The organism is Rhodococcus sp. P4_F3_2 (genome assembly GCF_056401335.1).
This window is the reverse complement of record NZ_JBFUJN010000007.1, coordinates 108,763-127,388: the sequence shown is the minus strand read 5'-3', so window position 1 is coordinate 127,388 and position 18,626 is coordinate 108,763. Positions and strand designations below refer to the sequence as shown.

Here is an 18,626-nt window from a genome sequence, read left to right as displayed (position 1 = left end):
CGCACCTAACCCTTGACTACCTGAGTTCCACCAGCGAGCTCGTCATGCTTGCCCTGCTTGGTGGGGCTGTTGTTGATCGTGACCGCGATGACGATGTAGGCGACCAACGCGAGGATTCCGCCGATGATCGGAATGATCGAGAGCAACGTGAAGGCGTTGCGAATTGCAGACTGCTGGACGGAGGGGCGAGGTGCGCCACCCGGACCGTGTACTGAAAGGCCCAGAATCATCTTTCCCAAAGTCCGACCCTGCGTTACTTCCATTGCGATGAAGTAAGCGAAGGTCAGAATTCCCGAGAACAGTCCCGAGACCAGAATCAAGCTGTCGGAGTCACTGACCAATAGAGCCAGAACCGCGGCGATGACGCCGACGATGATGCCGTCGATGATGCGGGCACCGAGTCGAATCCACAGATCGCCCGGCTGAGCACCCGAAGGCAGCCGGTTTCCTCCGCCGTACGCACCTTGGTCGTTGAACTGCGGAGGCGGCGGGAAGTTTCCGCCCTGGGGCGGCGGCGGGTATCCACCGGGAGGCGGGTAGTTGCCACCCTGAGGGGGCGGGTAGCTTCCGCCTTGCGGGGGGCCGGCGGGAGGGGGGTAACTTCCGGGAGGAGGTGTTCCCTGCTGGCCATATGGATCCTGGGGTGGGAATTGCTTCCCGCCTTCTGGATTCTGGTTGGGGTCGTACCCACCGGTTGTCATGTGTTCCCCTCAGTCGTAAATATCGCGCTCGAGTGTGACAGTGGATATGACCCTACTGGGATCAAAGAGCGATGTGGATGACATCTGCTCACTTGGATTCGGAGGTCACCTGTGGTTTAGGCTGCGTTGTATGACGAGTTCCGGGGGCAACAACGACGATTCTTCGAGCGATTACCAGGCAAAACCTGGGTACGGAGAATTTCCGAGCCTGCCTCCTGAGGGGTACGGCGTGTCCCCGTCCGAAACGCAGTCTTCACCTGAAGTTCCCGGATATACCACTCCCAACGAGCAGTACCCGGGTTATCCACCGCCGTCGTACAACCCGCCCGGTAATAACCCCCAGCCGGGCGGAATCGGTGAACCGAACCCGTACCTGCCGCCGCAGAATTTCGGACCGCAGAATCAATATCAGCAGAATCAATATCAGCAATCCGGACAATACGGACAAGCTCAATACGGACAGCCTCAGTACGGCCAACCTCCGAACCCGTACGGTCAACCGAATCAATTCGCGGGTGGGTACGCACCGACGATGCAGCCGGTCGGCACCAATGGTCTCGCAATTGCATCGCTGGTTGTATCGCTTGCGGGTGGTTGCTTCTACAGTCTCGGCGGAATCGTCGGAATCATTCTGGGAATTGTCGCGCTCAATCAGATCAAGCAGACAGGTCAACAGGGGCGCGGGCTTGCGATAGCCGGAATTGCGGTCGGCGCGGCCTTCTTGGCAATTTTTGCCGTGATTCTCGTGGTCGCACTCATAGCGAGTGCATCGTCGTCGTACTGAAGTGTCGTCGTGCTGAAGTGGCGAGCGCTCACACGGGAGTGACGACGGACGACGCAGGAAGTGGCTTGCCGAAGTAATAGCCCTGGCCCATGTCGCAGCCGGCCCGCAAGACGTTGGCTGCGTGTTCCGCGGTTTCGACGCCCTCTGCGATCGAATCAAGCCCTAGCTTCCGAGCGATGTCGGCGATGGACTCCATGACCATGAAGGCGCGGTCTCCAGCACGACCCGCTGCGCTGACGGCCCAGGTCAAGGATTGGTCGATCTTGAGAATGTCGAGCGGCAATTCCGACAATGCGGAGAAAGACGCGAAGCCCGCCCCGAAATCATCCAGCGCGATTCGAATTCCCTCGTTGTGCAAGACGTGAAGAGTCTCGGCGGCATGCCGGCCTACGACGCCGAGCTCGGTGACTTCCACGATTATTCTGCTCAGTGGCGTTTGTGAACTGTCGAGGGCTCCGAGGATCTCGTGAGCGGCGTGCGGGGTAGCGAGTTGGCGAGGTGAAAAGTTGACCGCGACCATCATGTGCTCAGGCCACGACGCTGTTTGGGCACAAATCATTTCCAGAGCTTGTAGCCCGATGGGAATGATGAGCCCAGAGGATTCGGCGGAGCGCATGAAATCTTGAGGTTCGATCAACCCTCGCAGCGGATGGCGCCAACGCAAAAGAGCTTCATAGCTGATAATTGCTGACGAGTTCAGATTGACCTGGGGTTGATACAACACCTCGAATTGATGGTCGTCGAGTGCCTCGCGAAGCTCGCGGACCATGCGTATTCCTTTTCGTCCTGAGTCGCCCGTGCCGCACGTGCGTGTCAGCGTGGATGCTGCAAGTGGGTACTGTGGTCGGATTCCAGGTTCAGATCCCGGGCGTGGTTTTACAGGAACAACTCGCCCTGAATTTCCTTCGCCAGTCTCGACCGTACTTCACTATTCGAGAATTGCCAACGAATAGCTATTGCTGACGGCTTTGTCATATCGGACAATCGTAGTTTTGTTCCGACGAGGCACCGATTGATACGTCACTTACTTCGCCGGGAAAATCCACGGGGTCCGGGGGATCTTGCGAGAGTCGAATCGATCCGCCAATTGGGGTGGTGTGACAACCTCGCCGGGTTCGGCGAGACCGATGCTCGACGCGATCATCGTCAGAACCTGCTCGGTACTGCGTCCGGCCTCGAGTTGATCTGCCAGAGTCACTGCGCCGTCGCGCTTCGCGAGTCGCTTGCCTTCACTGTTCAAGGCAAGAGGAACGTGGGCGTACGACGGTGGTTCGATGTCGAGCAGCTGGGCAAGGTATGCCTGACGTGGAGCCGAGGTCAGGAGGTCGTCGCCGCGAACCACCTGGTCGATGTCCTGTGCACCGTCGTCGACGACAACGGCAAGGTTGTAAGCGGGCACCCCGTCTCCGCGGAGCAGGACGACGTCGTCGACTGGTCCCGTCACCTCGCCGAACAGTTCGTCATTGACGGTGAACGAGTCGATGCCGGCCCGTAGCCTCAGCGCGGGAGATCGGCCACTTGCCGATTTCTCGGCGCGTTCGGCCTCCGAAAGGTTCCGACACGTGCCGGGGTAGGCGCCGTCTGGAGCATGGGGCGCTGACGGTGCCTGCAGGATCTCCTTGCGTGTGCAGAAGCAGGGATAGGTCAGGTCACGCTCGCGCAATTGGTCGATAGCCTTGTGGTACAAGGGAAGACGGTGTGACTGCAATACGACTGGGCCGTCCCACGTGAGGCCGAGCCTGCGCAGATCGTCGAGTTGTCGTTCCATCGCGCCGGGGCGGACACGGTCGAGATCCTCTACCCGAATGAGGAAGTCGCGCCCGCTGGTGCGGGCGAACAGCCAGGCCAGGAGGGCAGTCCGGAGGTTACCCAGATGGAGATCGCCGGACGGGCTCGGCGCGAAGCGTCCTGCTCCTTCCACGTCAGCTGGCGAGCCCGACGGAGGTGAGCGGGTTCTCGGCGTCGTGCAGGGTGAGGCGGATCTGGGTTTCCAAAGCGTGATCGAGGTACTGCGGCGGATACATGGCGGGGCTTCCGAGTGCGTCGAGTGCCAATCCATTGACGGTTGAAAGCAGAAGTGCCGCTCTGGTTTCCGCTTCCGGAGTTCCGATGCCGATCAGAACTGTCGAGATGCCGGTGCGGATTGTGAACAGGGTTGTCCGGCGAATTTCGGAGAGTGACTCACTGGTTGCGGCGCGCACGGCAAACGCGGCGAGCACATGCGCCTCACGCGTGCGTTGCTCGTCGAGGGGCAGGAGTTGCGAGAGCGCCTGGAACAGGGCGGTATGCGGGTCCGCGTCGGCGGACGATTCGGCCAGTCGCGTCAACAATCGATCGACGAGTGTTCGCAGTGCGAATGCGAACATCTCGTCCTTGGTCGAGAAATGATGTTGCACTGCGCCGATCGAGACACCCGCCCGTTTTGCGACCTCGCGAACGCTGGCATTTTCCAGTCCGGATTCCGCGGCGACATCGAACAATGCCGCCGCAAGCTGGTCTGGACTCGTGGAGGATTTTCGGCGTTCCGGCATACCGCGACATTACATGCGTATGGAAGTAATGCCCACGTCAGGGGTGCTTTTTCACGCCTTCCGGCCGAGGAAGGCAAGGAGTTTCGTCGCTTTGTCAGCGTTGTCCGGAACCTGTATTTCCGGGCCGCACACACCGCTCATGCGGATCGACTCGCCCAGGCCCGCGGCGATCTCCGACACCCACTCCACGTCCGCGTCTCGCATCGTCGTATCGGTGCCGGTTGCGGCCGCGAGGTCCCAACCGTGGATGACCAGATCGAAACACAAGAACCCTTCGACCGTGGCCCCGAGGTTGGTCCTGCCGAAGTGCCCGTCGTATTCCAGGGTGGACTTTGCCGGATCGTCCAGAATTTCCTGCATCGAATCGCGGACGGCCGCCCAGGCTGCCGACGGGTCGTCGTCGACCGACGGGCCGGGTGCCAATTCCAGGCCGACTACCTTGACCATGTCTCGTTCGCTGTCGAGCACGTGTCTCACCACGTCGCGGGCGGTCCAGCCCTCGCAGGGGGAAGCGTCGTCCCAGCGGTCGGCGGGTACGGCGTCGATCCGGGCCGTGAATCCGGCGGCCAGATCCCGATAACGCTGGGCGGGGGAGATCTCTGTTGAAGTCATGACAGCAATCCTTCTCCACCGCGGCGCGTCATGATTGATTATTTCGGACATTCACTCGATCTCCGGGGCTTCCGCCCAGATGTCCATCGGTACAACCCCGGCACTCTTGCCCTCGTCGTCGAGAAGTCGGCCCACCCTCTTCATCGATCGCAGCACCACTGACCTGTTCAGCACCACCAGGCCCGGTGCCTCTTGTGCGAGTTGTACTTCGGTAATGGGAGTTTCGCGAAGGGAGTGTGCGGCGATCGCGAGCAGGGTGTTGGCGCGGCCTCCGGAGATCCGCATGCACACCCGCGTTCCCGGCACTCGTTCCACCAGCGCACGAATCGTCGAGCGGTCTGTGGGATCGACATACCCCCACACCCAGGTCACGAGGGGCCAGCCGGACAGTGGCAGAGACACGTCGCAGCGGAACACGATCTGGTTGCGCGACGTCAATTCGGCAAGTCGCCGCCTGACCGTACTTTCGCTGAGGCCGGTACCGACCGTGAGCTCGGCAATCGAGGATCGACCGTCCCCGCCCAGCTTCAATATCAATTGGCGGTCGACCGCGTCGAAGGTCTTCCCGTGATGGCGCTGATCCGTCGGAGCATATTTGTAGCGCACAGGCCGGTCTGTCATCACCGCCCGCTGCGTGGCATCGAGTACCTGCAATTTCCAGTCGTCTCCGATCGCGAAGACCTCGGTGACGAGGTGTGCACGCGAACTGACGATCCCGGGCACCGACGCGAGCGACCGAAGCAGGAAGCGCGACAGGAAAGCCATGTCTCTGACCTCGACGAGAAGTGTCAAGTCGCCTGGGCCGCTTGTGTGTTCGACGCTCAGCACCTGCGGCCAGCGGGCAAGTCGTTCTGCAATCGTCAACGCGTTCGAAGTCGTGCAGTCGACTTCGACAAAAGCCAGACACGATTCCGGACGGCCATGGCCGGTTGCCCTGGCAGAGACCCAGGCGGTGCCGGAATCCTGTAACCGCTGCCAGCGGCGAGCCACGGTAACCGGATCTACTTTGAGCGCGTCGCCAACCGTGCGCCACGACGCTCGCGGGTCGAGTTGCAGGCAATTGATCAGGGCGAGGTCGACGTCGTCCAGTACGGCGGAATCCTGCGTTTCTTCGATCATCGTGCAAGTATCGTGCATCTTCATTGTGTCTGGGATCACTTCATTCATGCTCGAAGGGCAGAACGCGGTGGCGAGTGCCCACCGCGTTCATGCTGTGAAAGGAGAAACCAGATGTCATCGACCACGTTGCCCGCTGTTCCGACCGAGAGAAGCCTCGAGTGGGTGCAACGCCTCATCGGAATCGATACGACGAGTGCCGTGAGCAATCGACCGTTGATCGATCCCATTGCGGCGGAACTACGTCGCCATGGGGTCGAGCCGGTACTTGTTGCCGATGACGAGGGAACGAAGCTCAACTTGTTGGCAACGTTCACGCCTCCTGACGGAAGTACTGCCGGCGGTGTGATGTTCTCCGGCCATACAGACGTAGTGCCGGTTGACGATCAAGACTGGAGTAGCGACCCTTTCACGCCCGACGTTCGCGACGGAAGCCTGTACGGACGTGGCACGTGCGACATGAAGTCGTTCATCGGGATCGTCGTCGCTGCGATCCCCGACATCGTTGCTCGGCCGCTGGCGAAGCCGATTCACTTTGCATTCTCCTACGACGAGGAAGTCGGCTGCATCGGTGCGGCCGGGTTGGTCGAGGAGGTTGTTTCCCGGAACCTGCGCCCTGATGTGTGCGTCGTCGGAGAGCCGTCGGAGATGCGGGTCATTCGCGCACACAAGTCGATGAACGTCATACGTGTTGATCTGCATGGTGTTTCGGCGCACTCGTCGCTCACTCCGCAAGGAGTCAACGCGATCGAATACGGCGCCGAGTTGATTCGATTCGTCAGAAGCGCGGCCGACGAACTCCGTGCGTCCGGCCCGTACGACGACGCATTCGACGTGGCCTGGACGACGTGTTCGGTCAATCTCGTATCCGGCGGGATCGCAGTGAACACTGTCCCCGAGGACTGCTCCATCACTTTCGAATTCAGGAGCATCAGCTTAGCTGGCGCCGCAGATTTGCTCGAACGCTTTGCCGCCGAGGCGAATCGGATCGAAAACCTGATGCAGGAAGAAAACCCGTCAGCCTCCGTGACGATGCACGTGTCGGCCTCGGTTCCTCCCCTGGAGACGGATGCGAATGCTTCGGCGGCCGCACTGGTCGAACAATGGGGTGGTCGGGCATCGGACGAAAAGGTCGCGTACGCCACCGAGGCCGGGATGTTCGCGACTATCGGTATCCCCACTGTCGTGTGTGGGCCGGGAAGCATCACTCAGGCGCATGCACCTGACGAGTACGTGACACTTGATCAATTGGCACAGTGCGAGCAGTTCGTTCGGAACGTCATCGCTCACGCCCGCGCCTGACCCACCCTGACCCCCCTAAGGAAAACCATGTCCACGGCAACTACGCCAACCTCCGGAACAGTCACCCCGGAACGCCTGGCCGCTGCACGCAAGGCGGTGATCAGCAGCTCACTCGGCGCTGCGCTCGAATGGTTCGACGTCATCGTCTACGCATCATTCGCAGTGGTCATCGCCCATAACTTCTTTCCCGGCGGCGACAACACGCTCGGTTTGATACTGACGTTCGCGACGTTCGCGATCTCGTACGTCATCCGGCCGCTTGGCGGGATGGTTCTCGGAAGCTATGCCGACCGTCGCGGGCGCAAGAACGCCTTGACGTTGACGATGATGCTGATGATGATCGGCACGCTCATCATGGCCGTGGCGCCGACGACCTCGATGATCGGACCGTGGGCCGGCGTCGTCATCCTTGTTTCGCGTCTCATTCAAGGATTCTCCGCCGGCGGTGAATTCGGTACTGCTACAACCTTCCTCGTGGAGACTGCGCCACACAAGAAGGCGTTCTACTCTTCCTGGCAAGTTGCCAGCCAGGGTGCCTCGGTTTTCCTGGCATCGCTGTTCGGATACGTGCTCAACACCCACCTTTCGCATGAAGCGCTCTACTCGTGGGGCTGGCGCGTTCCGTTCTTCTTCGGCATCATCGTCGGGCCGGTCGGACTCTACATCCGTGCCAAGCTTGACGAAACGGACGATTTCAAGACGAGCGTCCCGGAAAAGGCTCCGCTGAAGACGACGCTGACCAGGCATCTCGGCCGGGTGCTGACCGGGGCCGCCGTAGTGGGCGTCGCGACGATCTCGATCTATCTCATCTTGTACATGCCGACGTTTGCCGTGAAGAACCTCGGAGTATCCGCCTCGGCCGGCTATCTCGGCGGCATCGTCGCCGGACTGGTCACCTTGATCACCGTGCCGTTGATCGGTCATCTAGCAGACCGGGTCGGACCGGCGAGAGTTATGACCTGGGCCGCCGTTGCGGCAATCGTCTTGGCCTGGCCGCTCTTCAAATTGATGGTCGATCACCCGTCGACTCTGACCCTCGTCCTGGTTGTTTCGGTCCTGGGTGTCATCATGGCGTTTGCCTTCGGTCCCTTGCCTGCCTTGATGAGTTCGCTGTTCCCGGCAGAGATCCGGGCTACCGGCATGTCATTGTCGTACAACCTCGGAGTGACTTTGCTCGGCGGAATCGCGCCGTTGGTCTTGACCTGGTTGATCAGTACAACAGGCTCGCTCGACGCCCCGAGCTACTACTACATGACGGTCGCAGTGCTCTCCCTCGGCGGGCTGTGGTCTGCCAGGACGCTTTTCAGTCAGAAGTGACGGCGGGGGAGCGCGGTAGCGATCATGCGACCGCGTCTCCCTCCGCCAGCGCGACAACGGTATCCGACCCGTGCCAGTCGGGGGCTTGGGTGCGGAGTAGAGCCGCCGGGGTCAGCGACGAGATTCGGCGGCATTCACGGGTCAAGTGGGCCTGATCGCTGAATCCGCAGTGGGCGGCGGATTCAGCGAGTCCCAGTGCGGGTCGACTGCGAGCGAGCGCCATGAAGCGCTGGAGGCGCAGGATCGAGCGCAGCGTTGCAGGGCCGTATCCGAAGGCGTCGTTGCATCGACGTTGGAGTTGGCGCGAAGTCAGCGCCGCCGCGTCGGCGAGAGAGCTGACATTCCACGAATGTTCGGACAGTGCGGTGCGAACGTGGTTGATCACCGGATCGTGACGGAAACTCGAACTTACCCAACTCCGAACAGCGCTTTCGAGGATGGAGACCTGTTCGTGGTCTTCGGAATTTTCCAAGCGGTTCAACAGTATTCGTTCCGTGCGTGCGTCGGTTACATCGCTGAGGTCAGCGCGAGAATCCCGAAGCTCGGACGCCGAGGTTCGCAACATCGGCGATGCCGATCCAGGGCGGAATCGAACACCCACGGAGCGTGTTCCGGGCGGAAGAGTGAATGACCATGCAGCGGTTTCGGGGCCACAGACGCGTATGCCGACGCCGCGTATCCACAGCACGTCCATGCAAGCATCGGGCACGAGGAGGTGTTCTCCTTCTGCGCACGCCGTCCAGCCACACACCAGGATGTCGGAGAGATCCGGGGCGACCGATTGTGGTGTGTACCAACCCATGACAAGAGCTTATCGAGCGGCACCGACACGAAGGCGACTTCAGTCGACCGGGCCGAAGCGGTATCCGAATCCCCTGATGGTTTTGATGTACTTCGGTTTCGCGGGATCGGATTCGAGTTTGGACCTCAGGCTGAGAATGGTTGCGTCGACCACACGCGTCCTTTCGTGGTCGGAACCCCACACGTTTCGGATCAGGTGATCACGTGAGTACACGCGCCCAGGCTCGGTCGACAGCTCCAGGAGCACCCGCCATTCGGTCCGGCTGAGGACCAGCAGCTTTCCGCCCATCGTCGCCGTCATCGCACGTCGATCGAGGAGCAGGTCACCGTGACGTTGGTGTTTGCCGGGGGCGGGATGTGCGGTTTCACGAAGGATTGCGGTGACCCGAAGATCGAGCGCGTGAGAATCGATCGGGTTCAGCACAAAGTCCGAGACAGCGCGATGTGGTGCTTCTTCGATGTCCTCGTAGGTATCCACCAGCATCATGATCGGCATCGAACTGCGCAAGCGGATCTGCCGTGCGATCTCGTAGCCGTCGATGTCCGGCAGAAGGAGATCGATCACGGCGATATCGAAACTGTCGGTGTCCAGGTCGTCGAGTAGGCGGCGCCCGGTGCGGACGAGCTGTGTTTGATGACCGAAATGTACTAATTCGGTACCGAGTGTCTGGGCAAGCTCCGAACGGTCGGTAGCTGCAAGTATCAAGCTCACGTGAAATCCTCCCCCCGAAGGTGTTACTAGTCGTAACAGCTTGCATTCTGGCAGATCATCGGCCTCGGGGCCAGATATATGGTGGTTGATCAAAAGCTGCGGGAACGGGGGGCGTTCGTCGCTAGACTTCTTTCATGGGCACTCTGTTCGCGTTGACGCTGCCAGGCTTGCTCGTGCTGCTGGTCCTGTTCGCGTTCGCCGAGACTCTCTGGAACCGGCTCACCGGCGGCCGGGCACTGCCGTGGACTCGGGGACGTACGACTCGTCCGGTCTCGGCCGCGGGCTTCGAAGAGGTTGCTGCCCTGTTTCAGGGGTCCAAGCATCATGAATTCGAACAGCGTCAGAGCGCATTGATGCATCGTGAGGACGGAACGGACGGTGACCCGCCGTGGGTGTCCGTCGATCCGGACGCCAACAAGGTCGTTCTCCGTCGACGGAGTTGACAGTCGTCAACAGTCGACGGAGTTGACAGTCGGGCTCAGGCCCAGTGGCTGGGGCGGGTCAGTGAATCGGGGAGTGTGGTAGCCGAATCGCCAACCGCCGCGTTGATCTGGAACTGAGTGAGAAAGATACTGCCGCGGAGTTTTGCGCCGCGAATGTCGGTGCCGCGCAAGTCTGCACCGATCAGATCGGCGCGATCGAGTTCGCAGCCGCGGAGGTCTGCACCGATCAGATAACTCCCGCGAAAGTTGGCCCCACGTAGGTCGGAACCACGAAATTTGGCGCCGATGAGGTCTGCGCCGCGGTGGTCGAGTTTGCGACCCTTCTTGCCCGAGACAGGTGAGCGCACAAGGTCACTCGTCTGCAAGAGCAGTGTGTTGACTGCCGCTCGGTGTGCTGAGACGTCGACGGCTTGAATCTGCGAAGGCGTGCCGTTGGTCAGGCTTTCCGTCTCTGCGAGTGCAGCGTCGAGTTCCTTTCGTATCGAGTGGGTTTGCTTCAGCGAGCGGGCTTCGGCGAGATACCAGAGCAGTTCGTGCAACTGGCGTACGACAGGGAACGTTTCGAACATGTCTGACGCGGTCTCCGGGGCATCATGCCAGCTGATGCCGTCGTAGGTCTGCTGTGAAACCTTCTGTCCCGCACCGAAACAGTCGTACACGGTGCAACCGGTGAAGCCCTTCTTTCGCAATCCGGTGTGAATGCCGCAGCGGAAATCCTGCTGCAGGTTCTTGCAGGGGTCGCCGGCATTCTTGTTGGTCGCGAAGTCGGAGGACTTGGAAAAGGGGAGTGCGACGCAGCACAGGCCGAAGCAACTGCTGCAATCCGCGAGCAGATTGGTCTGGCCGGCAATCACGCGTACTCCCGATTGTTGGGTTGGACGGAAAGTCTGGCTTCGAGTTCGTGAGTCTGTCAAACGAAATTGCGTGGTTCGGCAGCAAGAAGTCCAGCGACTCCGAGGTCGTATCCCGCGCAAATTGCGGGGTACCAATCCGGCAGACGTGATTCCGGACCACGCTCGTGAAGTAGGTCGAAAATCGGGTGGACGGCCCAGCTCGCTGCAACCAGTCGCCGTGCGGTACTCGGCTGCAGAACCAGTGCGCCGACGAAGACCACAAATGTTGCGGACACTGCACTCCATTCGCGAACGGGAATGGAGACGTCGACCAGGCGTCCCTGCCGAGCTTGTCCCTGCCGAGCCACGGGATAAACGGCCGCGGCGACCACGAGGCCGGCGGCGTAGGCAGGTGTTCGGCGGTGAGACATCCACTTTTTCACGGGGGCGTCGACAAGTGCACTCAGTATCAGGCCGGTACCTGCTGCGATGACCCGGCCAGTTGTCGAGGGACGCATTCGTCGACAGTATCGCTGCTCGGCGATGCTTCGTGGCAAAGAAAAAGTCCCCGACCAAGACTGGTCGGGGACTTCCCTGGCGGAGGATAGGGGATTTGAACCCCTGAGGGCGTTAACCCAACCCGCGTTCCAGGCGAGCGCCATAGGCCACTAGGCGAATCCTCCGTGGAGCAGCATACCCAATCGCGAGCGTGAAGCGTTAAACGGGTACCTGACCTGCGAAGAACCGGTGGATCTCAGGGTTTGCATCTCCACCCCGGTAGGTGGTGTGCAGCGGCCGACGAAAGCCGTCTACACTGTTCATTGGATCCCGCGCGGCGCGCATCCTGTGAACTCCCCCAGGGCCGGAAGGCAGCAAGGGTCAACGGGCTCTGCCGGGTGCGCGGGGTCCTCTATTTTTTCACATACCCGACCCCGCCTCGTCGGTGAAAGGCCGCTCCGGATGCCTATCCAAACCCAGATCGGGTTGATGAGCCATGAAGAACTCACCTCCGAGCATGAGAGCCAGAGCGCGAAGTACACGCAGCTCCAGGCGCAGAAGCTCGCACTCGATCTGACCCGCGGTAAGCCTTCCCCGGAACAACTCGACCTTTCCGCAGAGCTGCTGACGCTGCCCGGCGACGGTGACTTCCGTGACGGCAGCGGCACCGACTGCCGCAACTACGGCGGACTCACCGGTCTGCCGGAACTGCGCGCCATCTTCGGTGAGCTGCTGGGTATCCCCGTTGCGAACCTTCTCGCCGGCAACAACGCGAGCCTCGAGATCATGCACGACAACTTCGTGTTCTCACTGCTGCACGGCACTCCGGATTCGGCCCGGCCGTGGGCACAGGAAGAGAAGATCAAGTTTCTCTGCCCCGCACCGGGCTACGACCGCCACTTCGCGATCACCGAGTCCCTCGGCATCGAGATGATTGCGGTGCCGATGAACCACGACGGCCCGGATGTCGTCAAGATCGCCGAACTTGTTGCGTCAGATCCGCAGATCAAGGGCATGTGGGCGGTTCCGGTTTACGCGAACCCCACCGGCGCCGTGTACTCCGAAGAAATTGTCCGGACGCTCGCGTCGATGCCGACGGCCGCGCCGGACTTCCGCCTGTACTGGGACAACGCATATGCCGTGCATCCACTTGTCGGCGAGACCGCACCTTCCTACGACATTCTCTCGATGGCAGCGGAGGCCGGACACCCCAACCGTCCGCTCGTGTTCGCGTCGACGTCCAAGATCACTTTCGCCGGCGCTGGTGTGAGCTTCTTCGGTAGCTCGGCGGAAAACCTTGCCTGGTACCAGAAGTTCCTGGGTAAGAAGAGCATCGGACCTGACAAGGTCAATCAGCTTCGCCACCTGCGTTTCTTCGGCAATGCCGACGGCGTTCGTGCGCACATGGAGAAGCATCGCGCGTTCCTCGCACCCAAGTTCGAGCTCGTACTGCGGATCCTCGAGGATCGTCTCGGTGCTTCGAAGGTCGCGTCCTGGACCGAGCCGAAGGGCGGATACTTCATCAGCCTCGACGTGGTCGACGGCACGGCCAAGCGGGTCATCGAACTGGCGAAGAACGCGGGTATCGCGCTCACCGCTGCCGGATCGGCTTTCCCGTACAGCACGGATCCGGACGACCGGAACATCCGGTTGGCCCCGAGCTTCCCGTCCACGGCTGAACTCGAAGTTGCCATGGACGGCGTGGCGACGTGTGTCCTGCTCGCAGCCACCGAATCGCGTCTCTCCGAGATCTGAGTTCTCTAAGCGGCGTGCCCGGTCGGTACTTTTCGGTCTCGTCTTGTACCGTTCGGAGCATCAATTCCCGACATAGGGTGTAAATCCCGGAGGTTGTAGTGACGGGCGCGATCAACGCTTCGGATGGGCCTTCTTTCGAGGCGCACACCGCGAAATCAGAGTCGGTTATCGAAGCTGACATACCGCGACGCAGTCTCCGTGTCGGTGTTCTCGGATTCTCTGTACTCGGTGTTCTGGCAGTCGCGTCCGTGCTGATGGTTCTTTTCGCCGTGCCGATGAATACGCGGTACTGGGGGATCTTCGAAAATTTCCTCGATCTCGACGTGTACCGCCACGGCGGCAGCGTTGTGGTTCAGGGCCTTCCGTTGTACGACGGGCCAGTCCTGGAAGGGATGATGTTCACGTACACCCCATTTGCGGCTTTGCTGTTCACGGTGTGGGCGGTGCTCTCGTTCAAACAGGCGATTGTCGTGTGGACGGGTTTGAACATCGCTGCGTTGTTCGCAGTGATCGTGTTGTGCTGGAAGTACCTCGGTTATCGGCTCGACGTGAAGGCGTACGCCGTCAGTGCGTTGGCCACCACGATCTTTCTGTTCATGGAACCGATACGTACGACGCTCTGGCTCGGGCAGATCAACATCTTCCTGCTGCTCTTGATCGTGTGGGACCTCGGTCGGGACGAGAAGAGTCGGCTCCGAGGAATCGGGGCAGGCATCGCCGCCGGCGTGAAGCTCACCCCGGCCTTCTTCTGGGCGTACCTCTTCATCACTCGTCAATGGCGTGCGTTGGTGACGGCCGTCGTGACGTTCGCGGCGACCGTCGCGATTGGTTTCGTCGTGATCTACAACGATGCGTACAAGTACTGGACCGGCACTCTTGTCGACAGCGAACGCGTCGGACCGACGGATGCTCCGAGCAACCAGTCCGTGTCCGGTCTGATTGCTCAGATCACTCACACTCCGACGCCGTCGCGGATCCTGGTCCTCGTCTTCAGTGCGCTGGCAGTATGCCTCGGACTCGGTGCCGCGTGGATTGCTCACCGGCACGGCCAGAAATTGCTCGGCCTCACCATGACGGGGTTGACTGCGACCACTGTCTCGCCGTTCTCGTGGGGTCATCACTGGGTGTGGTTCGTCCCGCTGGTCGTCCTCGCCGCGCACTACGCGATGGTGTCGAAGAAGCGCTGGGCGTGGGTGGCGCCGTTCGTTTTCCTGCTCCCAGTCTTGAACTGGTCTCACACTTGGTGGGACCCGTCGGTCATTCCGGGTACGGATCGCTTTGTCGGAATGGGCCTGTTCATGTTCGTGCCGCCCGAGTATCTGCGGATTCCGACCGTCGGCGTCTACCTCTGGGTCTTCACGCTTGCCGCGGTCTCGACGTTGGTTCTGTTCGGCTGGAAGAAGTGGAAGATTCCGGCGCCGGATGCGTCGGCGCCGGTCACAACTGCCGCCTGACGTGGCAGTATCGGACTCATGGCACTTCAACTGAACCTTGTCGGTGACCCCGAAGCTGATGCCCTCCTGGCCGAGGACCCGTTGGCGTTGTTGATCGGAATGCTTCTCGATCAACAGGTTCCGATGGAAACGGCCTTCCTAGGTCCGAAGAAGCTGGCGGATCGGCTCAGCGGTATCGACGTCAGGCGTATCGCCGACATGGACACCGACGAGTTCATCGCCATCTGTGCCGAGCCTCCGGCTGTGCACCGATTCCCCAAGTCGATGGGCGAGCGTATCCAGCTCATGTGCCAGTTCATCGTCGAGAACTACGACGGCGACACCGCGGCGATCTGGACTTCGGGAAATCCCGACGGCAAGGAAGTGCTGAAGCGGCTCAAAGCCCTACCCGGTTACGGGGATCAGAAAGCCCGGATCTTCCTGGCGTTGCTCGGAAAACAGATCGGCGTCGAGCCGAAAGGTTGGCGCCAAGCGGCCGGCGACTACGGGCTCGAGGGCTCGAGGCGCTCGATTGCAGACGTGGTCGACGAACAGTCTTTGCTCGAGGTCCGCGAGTTCAAGAAGGCCGCAAAGGCCGCAGCGAAGGCCGACAAGAAGTAAGCCACTTTCAGGATTTCCGGGACCCGCTCGCACGCACTACTTTCATCAGGTCGCCTGCGGGGCCCTCGAGCTGACGCGGCGGGCGCCACACTGCACGCAGGGATCGGTCGAGTTCCAAGCCTTCGACGGCTACGACCCGAAGTTCTCCCTGCTTCACCTGGTCCTCGACGGCCAGCGTGCTCAGTACCGCCGGGCCGACGCCACCGAGCACGCTGGTTCGAATCGCGGCCGAACTACCCAGTTCCAACAACGGTGCACCGCGCTCGTATTCGTGTAACGCCAGGTCGAGAGTCGTTCTGGTTCCCGATCCGGGCTCACGCACCAGCAGCGGTGTCGCTGCCAGTTCGGCGACGGTCAGCGGCTTTCGTCGACGCGCCCATGGATGATCCGGGTGAACGACCACGACCAGCGAGTCACGCGCGACGGTGACGCTGGGCAGGCTCTTCGGAACGGTCGGTGACTCGACGAATCCGAGGTCACACATTCCTACTTCGACGGCTTCGAGTACGCGTGTCGAGTTGTAGACCTGAAGGTGGACGGTGACACCAGGATGCAGTGATCGAAAGACGCCGAGCCAGGCCGGGATCAGATGTTCGGCGACGGTCATGCTGGCACACACGGTCAATTCCGCGGATCGTTCGGTCCGCATCCCTTCGGCGACGTCGAGAAGCTGCCTCGAGTTGGCGAGGACGCGGCGCGCCCAGTGGACGATGACGGTCCCCTGCGGAGTCAAAGTCGCACCCGTCGACCTTCGGTGTATGAGTGGCATCCCGAGCTGCCGCTCGAGGGCTTTGACGGCGCGGCTGGCATTCGGTTGTGCGATGTGAGCCAGACGGCTTGCAGCACTGAGGCTTCCGTGATCATCGATGCCGACGAGTAGCTCGAGTGTGGTGAGGTCGGGCCACCTTCTGGTCATGCAGACAGGCTATACCCAGCATCTATTCCATATCGATCTGATATGTCGTGATGGTAGAAATCGCCCTACCGGAGCGATGGTGGCTCAAGGACGCTGGATGAGTGAACCGTGATGTGAAGTCCGTGGCCGAGAAACCCGCAGTCGCCCCTTCGTCAGAAGTACGACGGTGGTCGAGTGTCGCTGCATTGGTGCCCGGAGTTGCGTTGTGCGCCTTGGGTGCCACGGTCGCGCTGATAGCCGGTCAGTTCACCTCCGCCGTGAGTCCGTTGCTGATTGCGATCGTGGCGGGTGCGGTGTTGGCGAATACCGTCTCTTTGCCGGCGAAATTCCAACCTGGCCTGGCATTCTCGGCGAAACGGCTACTTCGGGTGGGTATCGCTCTGCTCGGGCTGCAATTGATGTTCTCCGACATCGTCGGTTTGGGTTGGGGAGTGATCGCCGTTGTGGTGGCGATAGTGTTCCTCGGTATCGCCGGGACCATGTATGCCGGAAAACTTCTGGGATTGAGTTGGTCGCAGAGGATTCTGATTGCCTGCGGCTTCTCGATCTGTGGCGCTGCCGCTGTGGCTGCTGCGGACGGTGTGGTGAATGCGCGAGAGGAAGAGTTGCTGACCGCTGTTGCGCTGGTGGTGATCTTCGGAACTCTGATGATTCCGACGATCCCCTTGCTGGCCGATGCTTTCGGTATGAACGAGATCGAGGCGGGCATGTGGGCCGGTGGGTCGATCCACGAAGTGGCACAAGTAGTGGCTGCCGGCAGCGCTCTCGGCGCCACCGCGTTGGGTGTCGCGACCGTGGTGAAACTTGCGCGCGTATTGATGTTGGCGCCGGTCATGGCGTTTCTGAGCATTCGGCAACGCACGATGGTCGACAACACCGCCACCAAGCGGCCCCCGCTGATTCCGTTGTTCGTCGTGGCATTCATCGGCTGCATGGGTTTGCGCTCCACCGGAATGTTGCCGAATGAGCTTCTCGGATTGGCGAAGACCGTGCAGACGGCGCTGTTGGCTGCTGCGATGTTCGCTCTCGGGCTGGGGGTGCGGCTGAGCGTCATTCGTGGAGTGGGCGCACGACCATTCGTTCTGGCCGCGATTTCCACCGTGTGGGTGGCGACGATCGCCTACGTCGGAGTCGTGCTGGTCAGCTGATCGAGCGTTGAGTCCGCCATGCGCTCGGGCTCGTCGAGAACTGAGTGCGAAACCAGCGCGAGAAACTACCCTGCGTCGAAAACCCCAGGTGCACCGCCACTTCGGTCAATGAATAGCGAGGGTTGGCGACAAATCGTTCCGCGAGGGTGCTTCGGACCGAATTGAGAACGGCCGTGAACGTATCTCCGGATTCGGCGAGATGACGGTGCAGTGTCCGCCGGTCGAACCCGAGGCTTCGTGCCACCTGCTCGACAGAGCAGCGGCCGGTCGGAAGCAGAACTTCGATCAATTCCTTGGTTCGGCTGAGGGTGTCGGAGGTTTCCGATGCGGGAAGTGAGTCGAGGAACTGGCGAGCGTACGGCCGGAGCAACTCGTCGGAGAGTTGGTTTGCCGCATCCAGGTCGGCGGCGAAGAAAACGATTCCGGTGAATTCGTGATCGAATTCCACGGTGTCGCCGAGGATTCGTCGATGCGTGCTCGTATCTTTCGGGGCATTGTGCGTGAATCCCACGCTGACCGGATGCCATCGAGAACCCAGGAAACTTCGCAGGATCTGCAGCGTCGCGCCGACTGCGAGTTCGACGCTCTGTCTGGTGTCGACCGGTTCGCCGACCTCGAGCGAGATTCGCAGGGTGGCGAGTCCGTTGACCTCGTTCAGTCGAATGCGTAATGACTCGTTGTACGTGTGCTCGTATCGCATCAATACGTCGAGTGCGCTCCTGACGTCTGGTTCTTCCCTGATGACCAAGCTGAGGGGACCGAGATTGGACAGTCGACGCAGGCCGGCGAGTAGAAGCCCGAAGTCTTCGTGTCCGGACTCCGCTGCCGATCGCTCCAGGAGCGATGCGATGGAGGCGGCCGGTACCCATTGGTCGGGGTTCGCCAGGCTTGCCGGGCTCAGGCCGACACTTCTCATGAGGGCCACAGCGTCCACGTCCACTGTTCGGCACAGGTCGACGTATCGGTTCAGTGACGCGTAGCGGGCGAGTGGCTTCATAGGGCCCCCTTTACTCGATGTCCCGAAATGTTGTGTTGTGTGTCTCGTCAAGTTAAGCATGTGAGCCGGATCTCACATAGTTTTGTTCACATCAGTTCGGCACGAC

Annotated in this window: 20 protein-coding genes, 1 tRNA gene and 1 other RNA gene; 9 read left to right on the top strand and 13 right to left on the bottom strand. The window is 61.0% G+C overall.

Features of this window, described 5'->3' with window-relative positions:
* Positions 1–5: 5 nt before the first annotated feature.
* Positions 6–701, bottom strand: coding sequence for an RDD family protein (locus AC1DWA_RS10005; protein WP_477846672.1), 696 nt, complete (start codon positions 699–701; stop codon positions 6–8).
* A gap of 130 nt (positions 702–831) precedes the next feature.
* Between AC1DWA_RS10005 and AC1DWA_RS10000 the strand changes: the two genes are divergently transcribed.
* A complete protein-coding gene (locus AC1DWA_RS10000) occupies positions 832–1,485 on the top strand; it encodes a DUF4190 domain-containing protein (protein ID WP_477846671.1) in 654 nt (217 codons plus the stop codon).
* A 28-nt stretch (positions 1,486–1,513) separates the two neighbouring features.
* On the opposite strand, the gene AC1DWA_RS09995 is transcribed toward AC1DWA_RS10000, so the two are convergent.
* The 5 genes from AC1DWA_RS09995 to AC1DWA_RS09975 form a co-directional block, all read right to left on the bottom strand.
* Positions 1,514–2,254 (bottom strand): EAL domain-containing protein, encoded by a 741-nt coding sequence (locus tag AC1DWA_RS09995; RefSeq protein WP_003943863.1) that lies wholly within the window; start codon positions 2,252–2,254, stop codon positions 1,514–1,516.
* A 255-nt stretch (positions 2,255–2,509) separates the two neighbouring features.
* A complete protein-coding gene (gene gluQRS, locus AC1DWA_RS09990; RefSeq protein ID WP_477846670.1) occupies positions 2,510–3,406 on the bottom strand; it encodes a tRNA glutamyl-Q(34) synthetase GluQRS in 897 nt (298 codons plus the stop codon).
* A gap of 1 nt (position 3,407) precedes the next feature.
* Positions 3,408–4,016: a TetR/AcrR family transcriptional regulator gene (locus AC1DWA_RS09985; protein ID WP_477846669.1), complete on the bottom strand. Its 609-nt coding sequence runs from the start codon at positions 4,014–4,016 to the stop codon at positions 3,408–3,410.
* 51 nt (positions 4,017–4,067) lie between these two features.
* Complete coding sequence (locus tag AC1DWA_RS09980) at positions 4,068–4,628, bottom strand: TIGR03086 family metal-binding protein (protein WP_003943871.1); 561 nt, start codon at positions 4,626–4,628, stop codon at positions 4,068–4,070.
* 51 nt (positions 4,629–4,679) lie between these two features.
* Positions 4,680–5,747 (bottom strand): Lrp/AsnC family transcriptional regulator, encoded by a 1,068-nt coding sequence (locus AC1DWA_RS09975; RefSeq protein WP_477846668.1) that lies wholly within the window; start codon positions 5,745–5,747, stop codon positions 4,680–4,682.
* 111 nt (positions 5,748–5,858) lie between these two features.
* On the opposite strand from AC1DWA_RS09975, the gene argE reads away from it, so the two are divergent.
* Both argE and AC1DWA_RS09965 read left to right on the top strand, forming a co-directional pair.
* The gene (gene argE, locus AC1DWA_RS09970; protein WP_477846667.1) at positions 5,859–7,046 is read left to right on the top strand and encodes an acetylornithine deacetylase; all 1,188 of its coding nucleotides are present in this window, start codon (positions 5,859–5,861) and stop codon (positions 7,044–7,046) included.
* Between the two features lie 27 nt (positions 7,047–7,073).
* Positions 7,074–8,363, top strand: a complete 1,290-nt coding sequence (locus tag AC1DWA_RS09965; RefSeq protein WP_003943831.1) for an MFS transporter — start codon at positions 7,074–7,076, stop codon at positions 8,361–8,363.
* 22 nt (positions 8,364–8,385) lie between these two features.
* On the opposite strand, the gene AC1DWA_RS09960 is transcribed toward AC1DWA_RS09965, so the two are convergent.
* Both AC1DWA_RS09960 and AC1DWA_RS09955 read right to left on the bottom strand, forming a co-directional pair.
* Complete coding sequence (locus AC1DWA_RS09960; protein ID WP_003943809.1) at positions 8,386–9,165, bottom strand: helix-turn-helix domain-containing protein; 780 nt, start codon at positions 9,163–9,165, stop codon at positions 8,386–8,388.
* Between the two features lie 39 nt (positions 9,166–9,204).
* Positions 9,205–9,876: a response regulator transcription factor gene (locus AC1DWA_RS09955; RefSeq protein WP_477846666.1), complete on the bottom strand. Its 672-nt coding sequence runs from the start codon at positions 9,874–9,876 to the stop codon at positions 9,205–9,207.
* Positions 9,877–10,010: 134 nt separating this feature from the next.
* Between AC1DWA_RS09955 and AC1DWA_RS09950 the strand changes: the two genes are divergently transcribed.
* Positions 10,011–10,319, top strand: coding sequence for a DUF6191 domain-containing protein (locus AC1DWA_RS09950; RefSeq protein ID WP_003943895.1), 309 nt, complete (start codon positions 10,011–10,013; stop codon positions 10,317–10,319).
* Between the two features lie 35 nt (positions 10,320–10,354).
* Here the strand turns inward: AC1DWA_RS09950 and AC1DWA_RS09945 are convergent, their stop codons facing one another.
* The 3 genes from AC1DWA_RS09945 to AC1DWA_RS09935 form a co-directional block, all read right to left on the bottom strand.
* Entirely contained in the window at positions 10,355–11,173 is an 819-nt protein-coding gene (locus tag AC1DWA_RS09945; RefSeq protein WP_264613780.1) for a pentapeptide repeat-containing protein, read from the bottom strand.
* Positions 11,174–11,229: 56 nt separating this feature from the next.
* Complete coding sequence (locus AC1DWA_RS09940; RefSeq protein ID WP_019746523.1) at positions 11,230–11,670, bottom strand: hypothetical protein; 441 nt, start codon at positions 11,668–11,670, stop codon at positions 11,230–11,232.
* Positions 11,671–11,747: 77 nt separating this feature from the next.
* Positions 11,748–11,835 (bottom strand) — tRNA-Ser (locus AC1DWA_RS09935).
* A 136-nt stretch (positions 11,836–11,971) separates the two neighbouring features.
* On the opposite strand from AC1DWA_RS09935, the gene ffs reads away from it, so the two are divergent.
* The 4 genes from ffs to AC1DWA_RS09915 all read left to right on the top strand — a co-directional run bounded on the left by ffs (position 11,972) and on the right by AC1DWA_RS09915 (position 15,459).
* Positions 11,972–12,071: signal recognition particle sRNA small type (gene ffs / locus AC1DWA_RS09930), an RNA gene on the top strand.
* 41 nt (positions 12,072–12,112) lie between these two features.
* Complete coding sequence (locus tag AC1DWA_RS09925) at positions 12,113–13,405, top strand: aspartate aminotransferase type Ic (protein WP_477846665.1); 1,293 nt, start codon at positions 12,113–12,115, stop codon at positions 13,403–13,405.
* A 98-nt stretch (positions 13,406–13,503) separates the two neighbouring features.
* Complete coding sequence (locus AC1DWA_RS09920) at positions 13,504–14,859, top strand: glycosyltransferase 87 family protein (RefSeq protein ID WP_020905888.1); 1,356 nt, start codon at positions 13,504–13,506, stop codon at positions 14,857–14,859.
* Positions 14,860–14,877: 18 nt separating this feature from the next.
* Positions 14,878–15,459 carry an HhH-GPD-type base excision DNA repair protein gene (locus AC1DWA_RS09915; protein WP_019746526.1) on the top strand — a complete coding sequence of 194 codons (582 nt, stop codon included), beginning with the start codon at positions 14,878–14,880 and terminating at the stop codon, positions 15,457–15,459.
* Positions 15,460–15,466: 7 nt separating this feature from the next.
* Here the strand turns inward: AC1DWA_RS09915 and AC1DWA_RS09910 are convergent, their stop codons facing one another.
* Entirely contained in the window at positions 15,467–16,375 is a 909-nt protein-coding gene (locus tag AC1DWA_RS09910) for a LysR family transcriptional regulator (RefSeq protein WP_020905889.1), read from the bottom strand.
* A gap of 101 nt (positions 16,376–16,476) precedes the next feature.
* Here AC1DWA_RS09910 and AC1DWA_RS09905 point away from each other — a divergent pair, with 101 nt between their 5' ends.
* On the top strand, positions 16,477–17,523 hold the full coding sequence (locus AC1DWA_RS09905; RefSeq protein WP_020905890.1) for a YeiH family protein: 1,047 nt from the start codon (positions 16,477–16,479) through the stop codon (positions 17,521–17,523).
* Here the strand turns inward: AC1DWA_RS09905 and AC1DWA_RS09900 are convergent.
* Entirely contained in the window at positions 17,516–18,520 is a 1,005-nt protein-coding gene (locus AC1DWA_RS09900; RefSeq protein WP_021342611.1) for an AraC family transcriptional regulator, read from the bottom strand. The two genes, AC1DWA_RS09905 and AC1DWA_RS09900, sit on opposite strands and share 8 nt — an antisense overlap.
* Between the last annotated feature and the right edge of the window lie 106 nt (positions 18,521–18,626).

What these genes read in the sequence shown, in the direction of transcription:
- AC1DWA_RS10005 (WP_477846672.1), bottom strand. Translation starts at nt 701, where the DNA reads ATGACAACCGGTGGGTACGACCCCAACCAGAATCCAGAAGGCGGGAAG.
- AC1DWA_RS10000 (WP_477846671.1), top strand. Translation starts at nt 832, where the DNA reads ATGACGAGTTCCGGGGGCAACAACGACGATTCTTCGAGCGATTACCAG.
- AC1DWA_RS09995 (WP_003943863.1), bottom strand. Translation starts at nt 2,254, where the DNA reads ATGGTCCGCGAGCTTCGCGAGGCACTCGACGACCATCAATTCGAGGTG.
- AC1DWA_RS09985 (WP_477846669.1), bottom strand. Translation starts at nt 4,016, where the DNA reads ATGCCGGAACGCCGAAAATCCTCCACGAGTCCAGACCAGCTTGCGGCG.
- AC1DWA_RS09980 (WP_003943871.1), bottom strand. Translation starts at nt 4,628, where the DNA reads ATGACTTCAACAGAGATCTCCCCCGCCCAGCGTTATCGGGATCTGGCC.
- AC1DWA_RS09975 (WP_477846668.1), bottom strand. Translation starts at nt 5,747, where the DNA reads ATGATCGAAGAAACGCAGGATTCCGCCGTACTGGACGACGTCGACCTC.
- argE (WP_477846667.1), top strand. Translation starts at nt 5,859, where the DNA reads ATGTCATCGACCACGTTGCCCGCTGTTCCGACCGAGAGAAGCCTCGAG.
- AC1DWA_RS09965 (WP_003943831.1), top strand. Translation starts at nt 7,074, where the DNA reads ATGTCCACGGCAACTACGCCAACCTCCGGAACAGTCACCCCGGAACGC.
- AC1DWA_RS09960 (WP_003943809.1), bottom strand. Translation starts at nt 9,165, where the DNA reads ATGGGTTGGTACACACCACAATCGGTCGCCCCGGATCTCTCCGACATC.
- AC1DWA_RS09950 (WP_003943895.1), top strand. Translation starts at nt 10,011, where the DNA reads ATGGGCACTCTGTTCGCGTTGACGCTGCCAGGCTTGCTCGTGCTGCTG.
- AC1DWA_RS09940 (WP_019746523.1), bottom strand. Translation starts at nt 11,670, where the DNA reads ATGCGTCCCTCGACAACTGGCCGGGTCATCGCAGCAGGTACCGGCCTG.
- AC1DWA_RS09925 (WP_477846665.1), top strand. Translation starts at nt 12,113, where the DNA reads ATGCCTATCCAAACCCAGATCGGGTTGATGAGCCATGAAGAACTCACC.
- AC1DWA_RS09915 (WP_019746526.1), top strand. Translation starts at nt 14,878, where the DNA reads ATGGCACTTCAACTGAACCTTGTCGGTGACCCCGAAGCTGATGCCCTC.
- AC1DWA_RS09910 (WP_020905889.1), bottom strand. Translation starts at nt 16,375, where the DNA reads ATGACCAGAAGGTGGCCCGACCTCACCACACTCGAGCTACTCGTCGGC.
- AC1DWA_RS09900 (WP_021342611.1), bottom strand. Translation starts at nt 18,520, where the DNA reads ATGAAGCCACTCGCCCGCTACGCGTCACTGAACCGATACGTCGACCTG.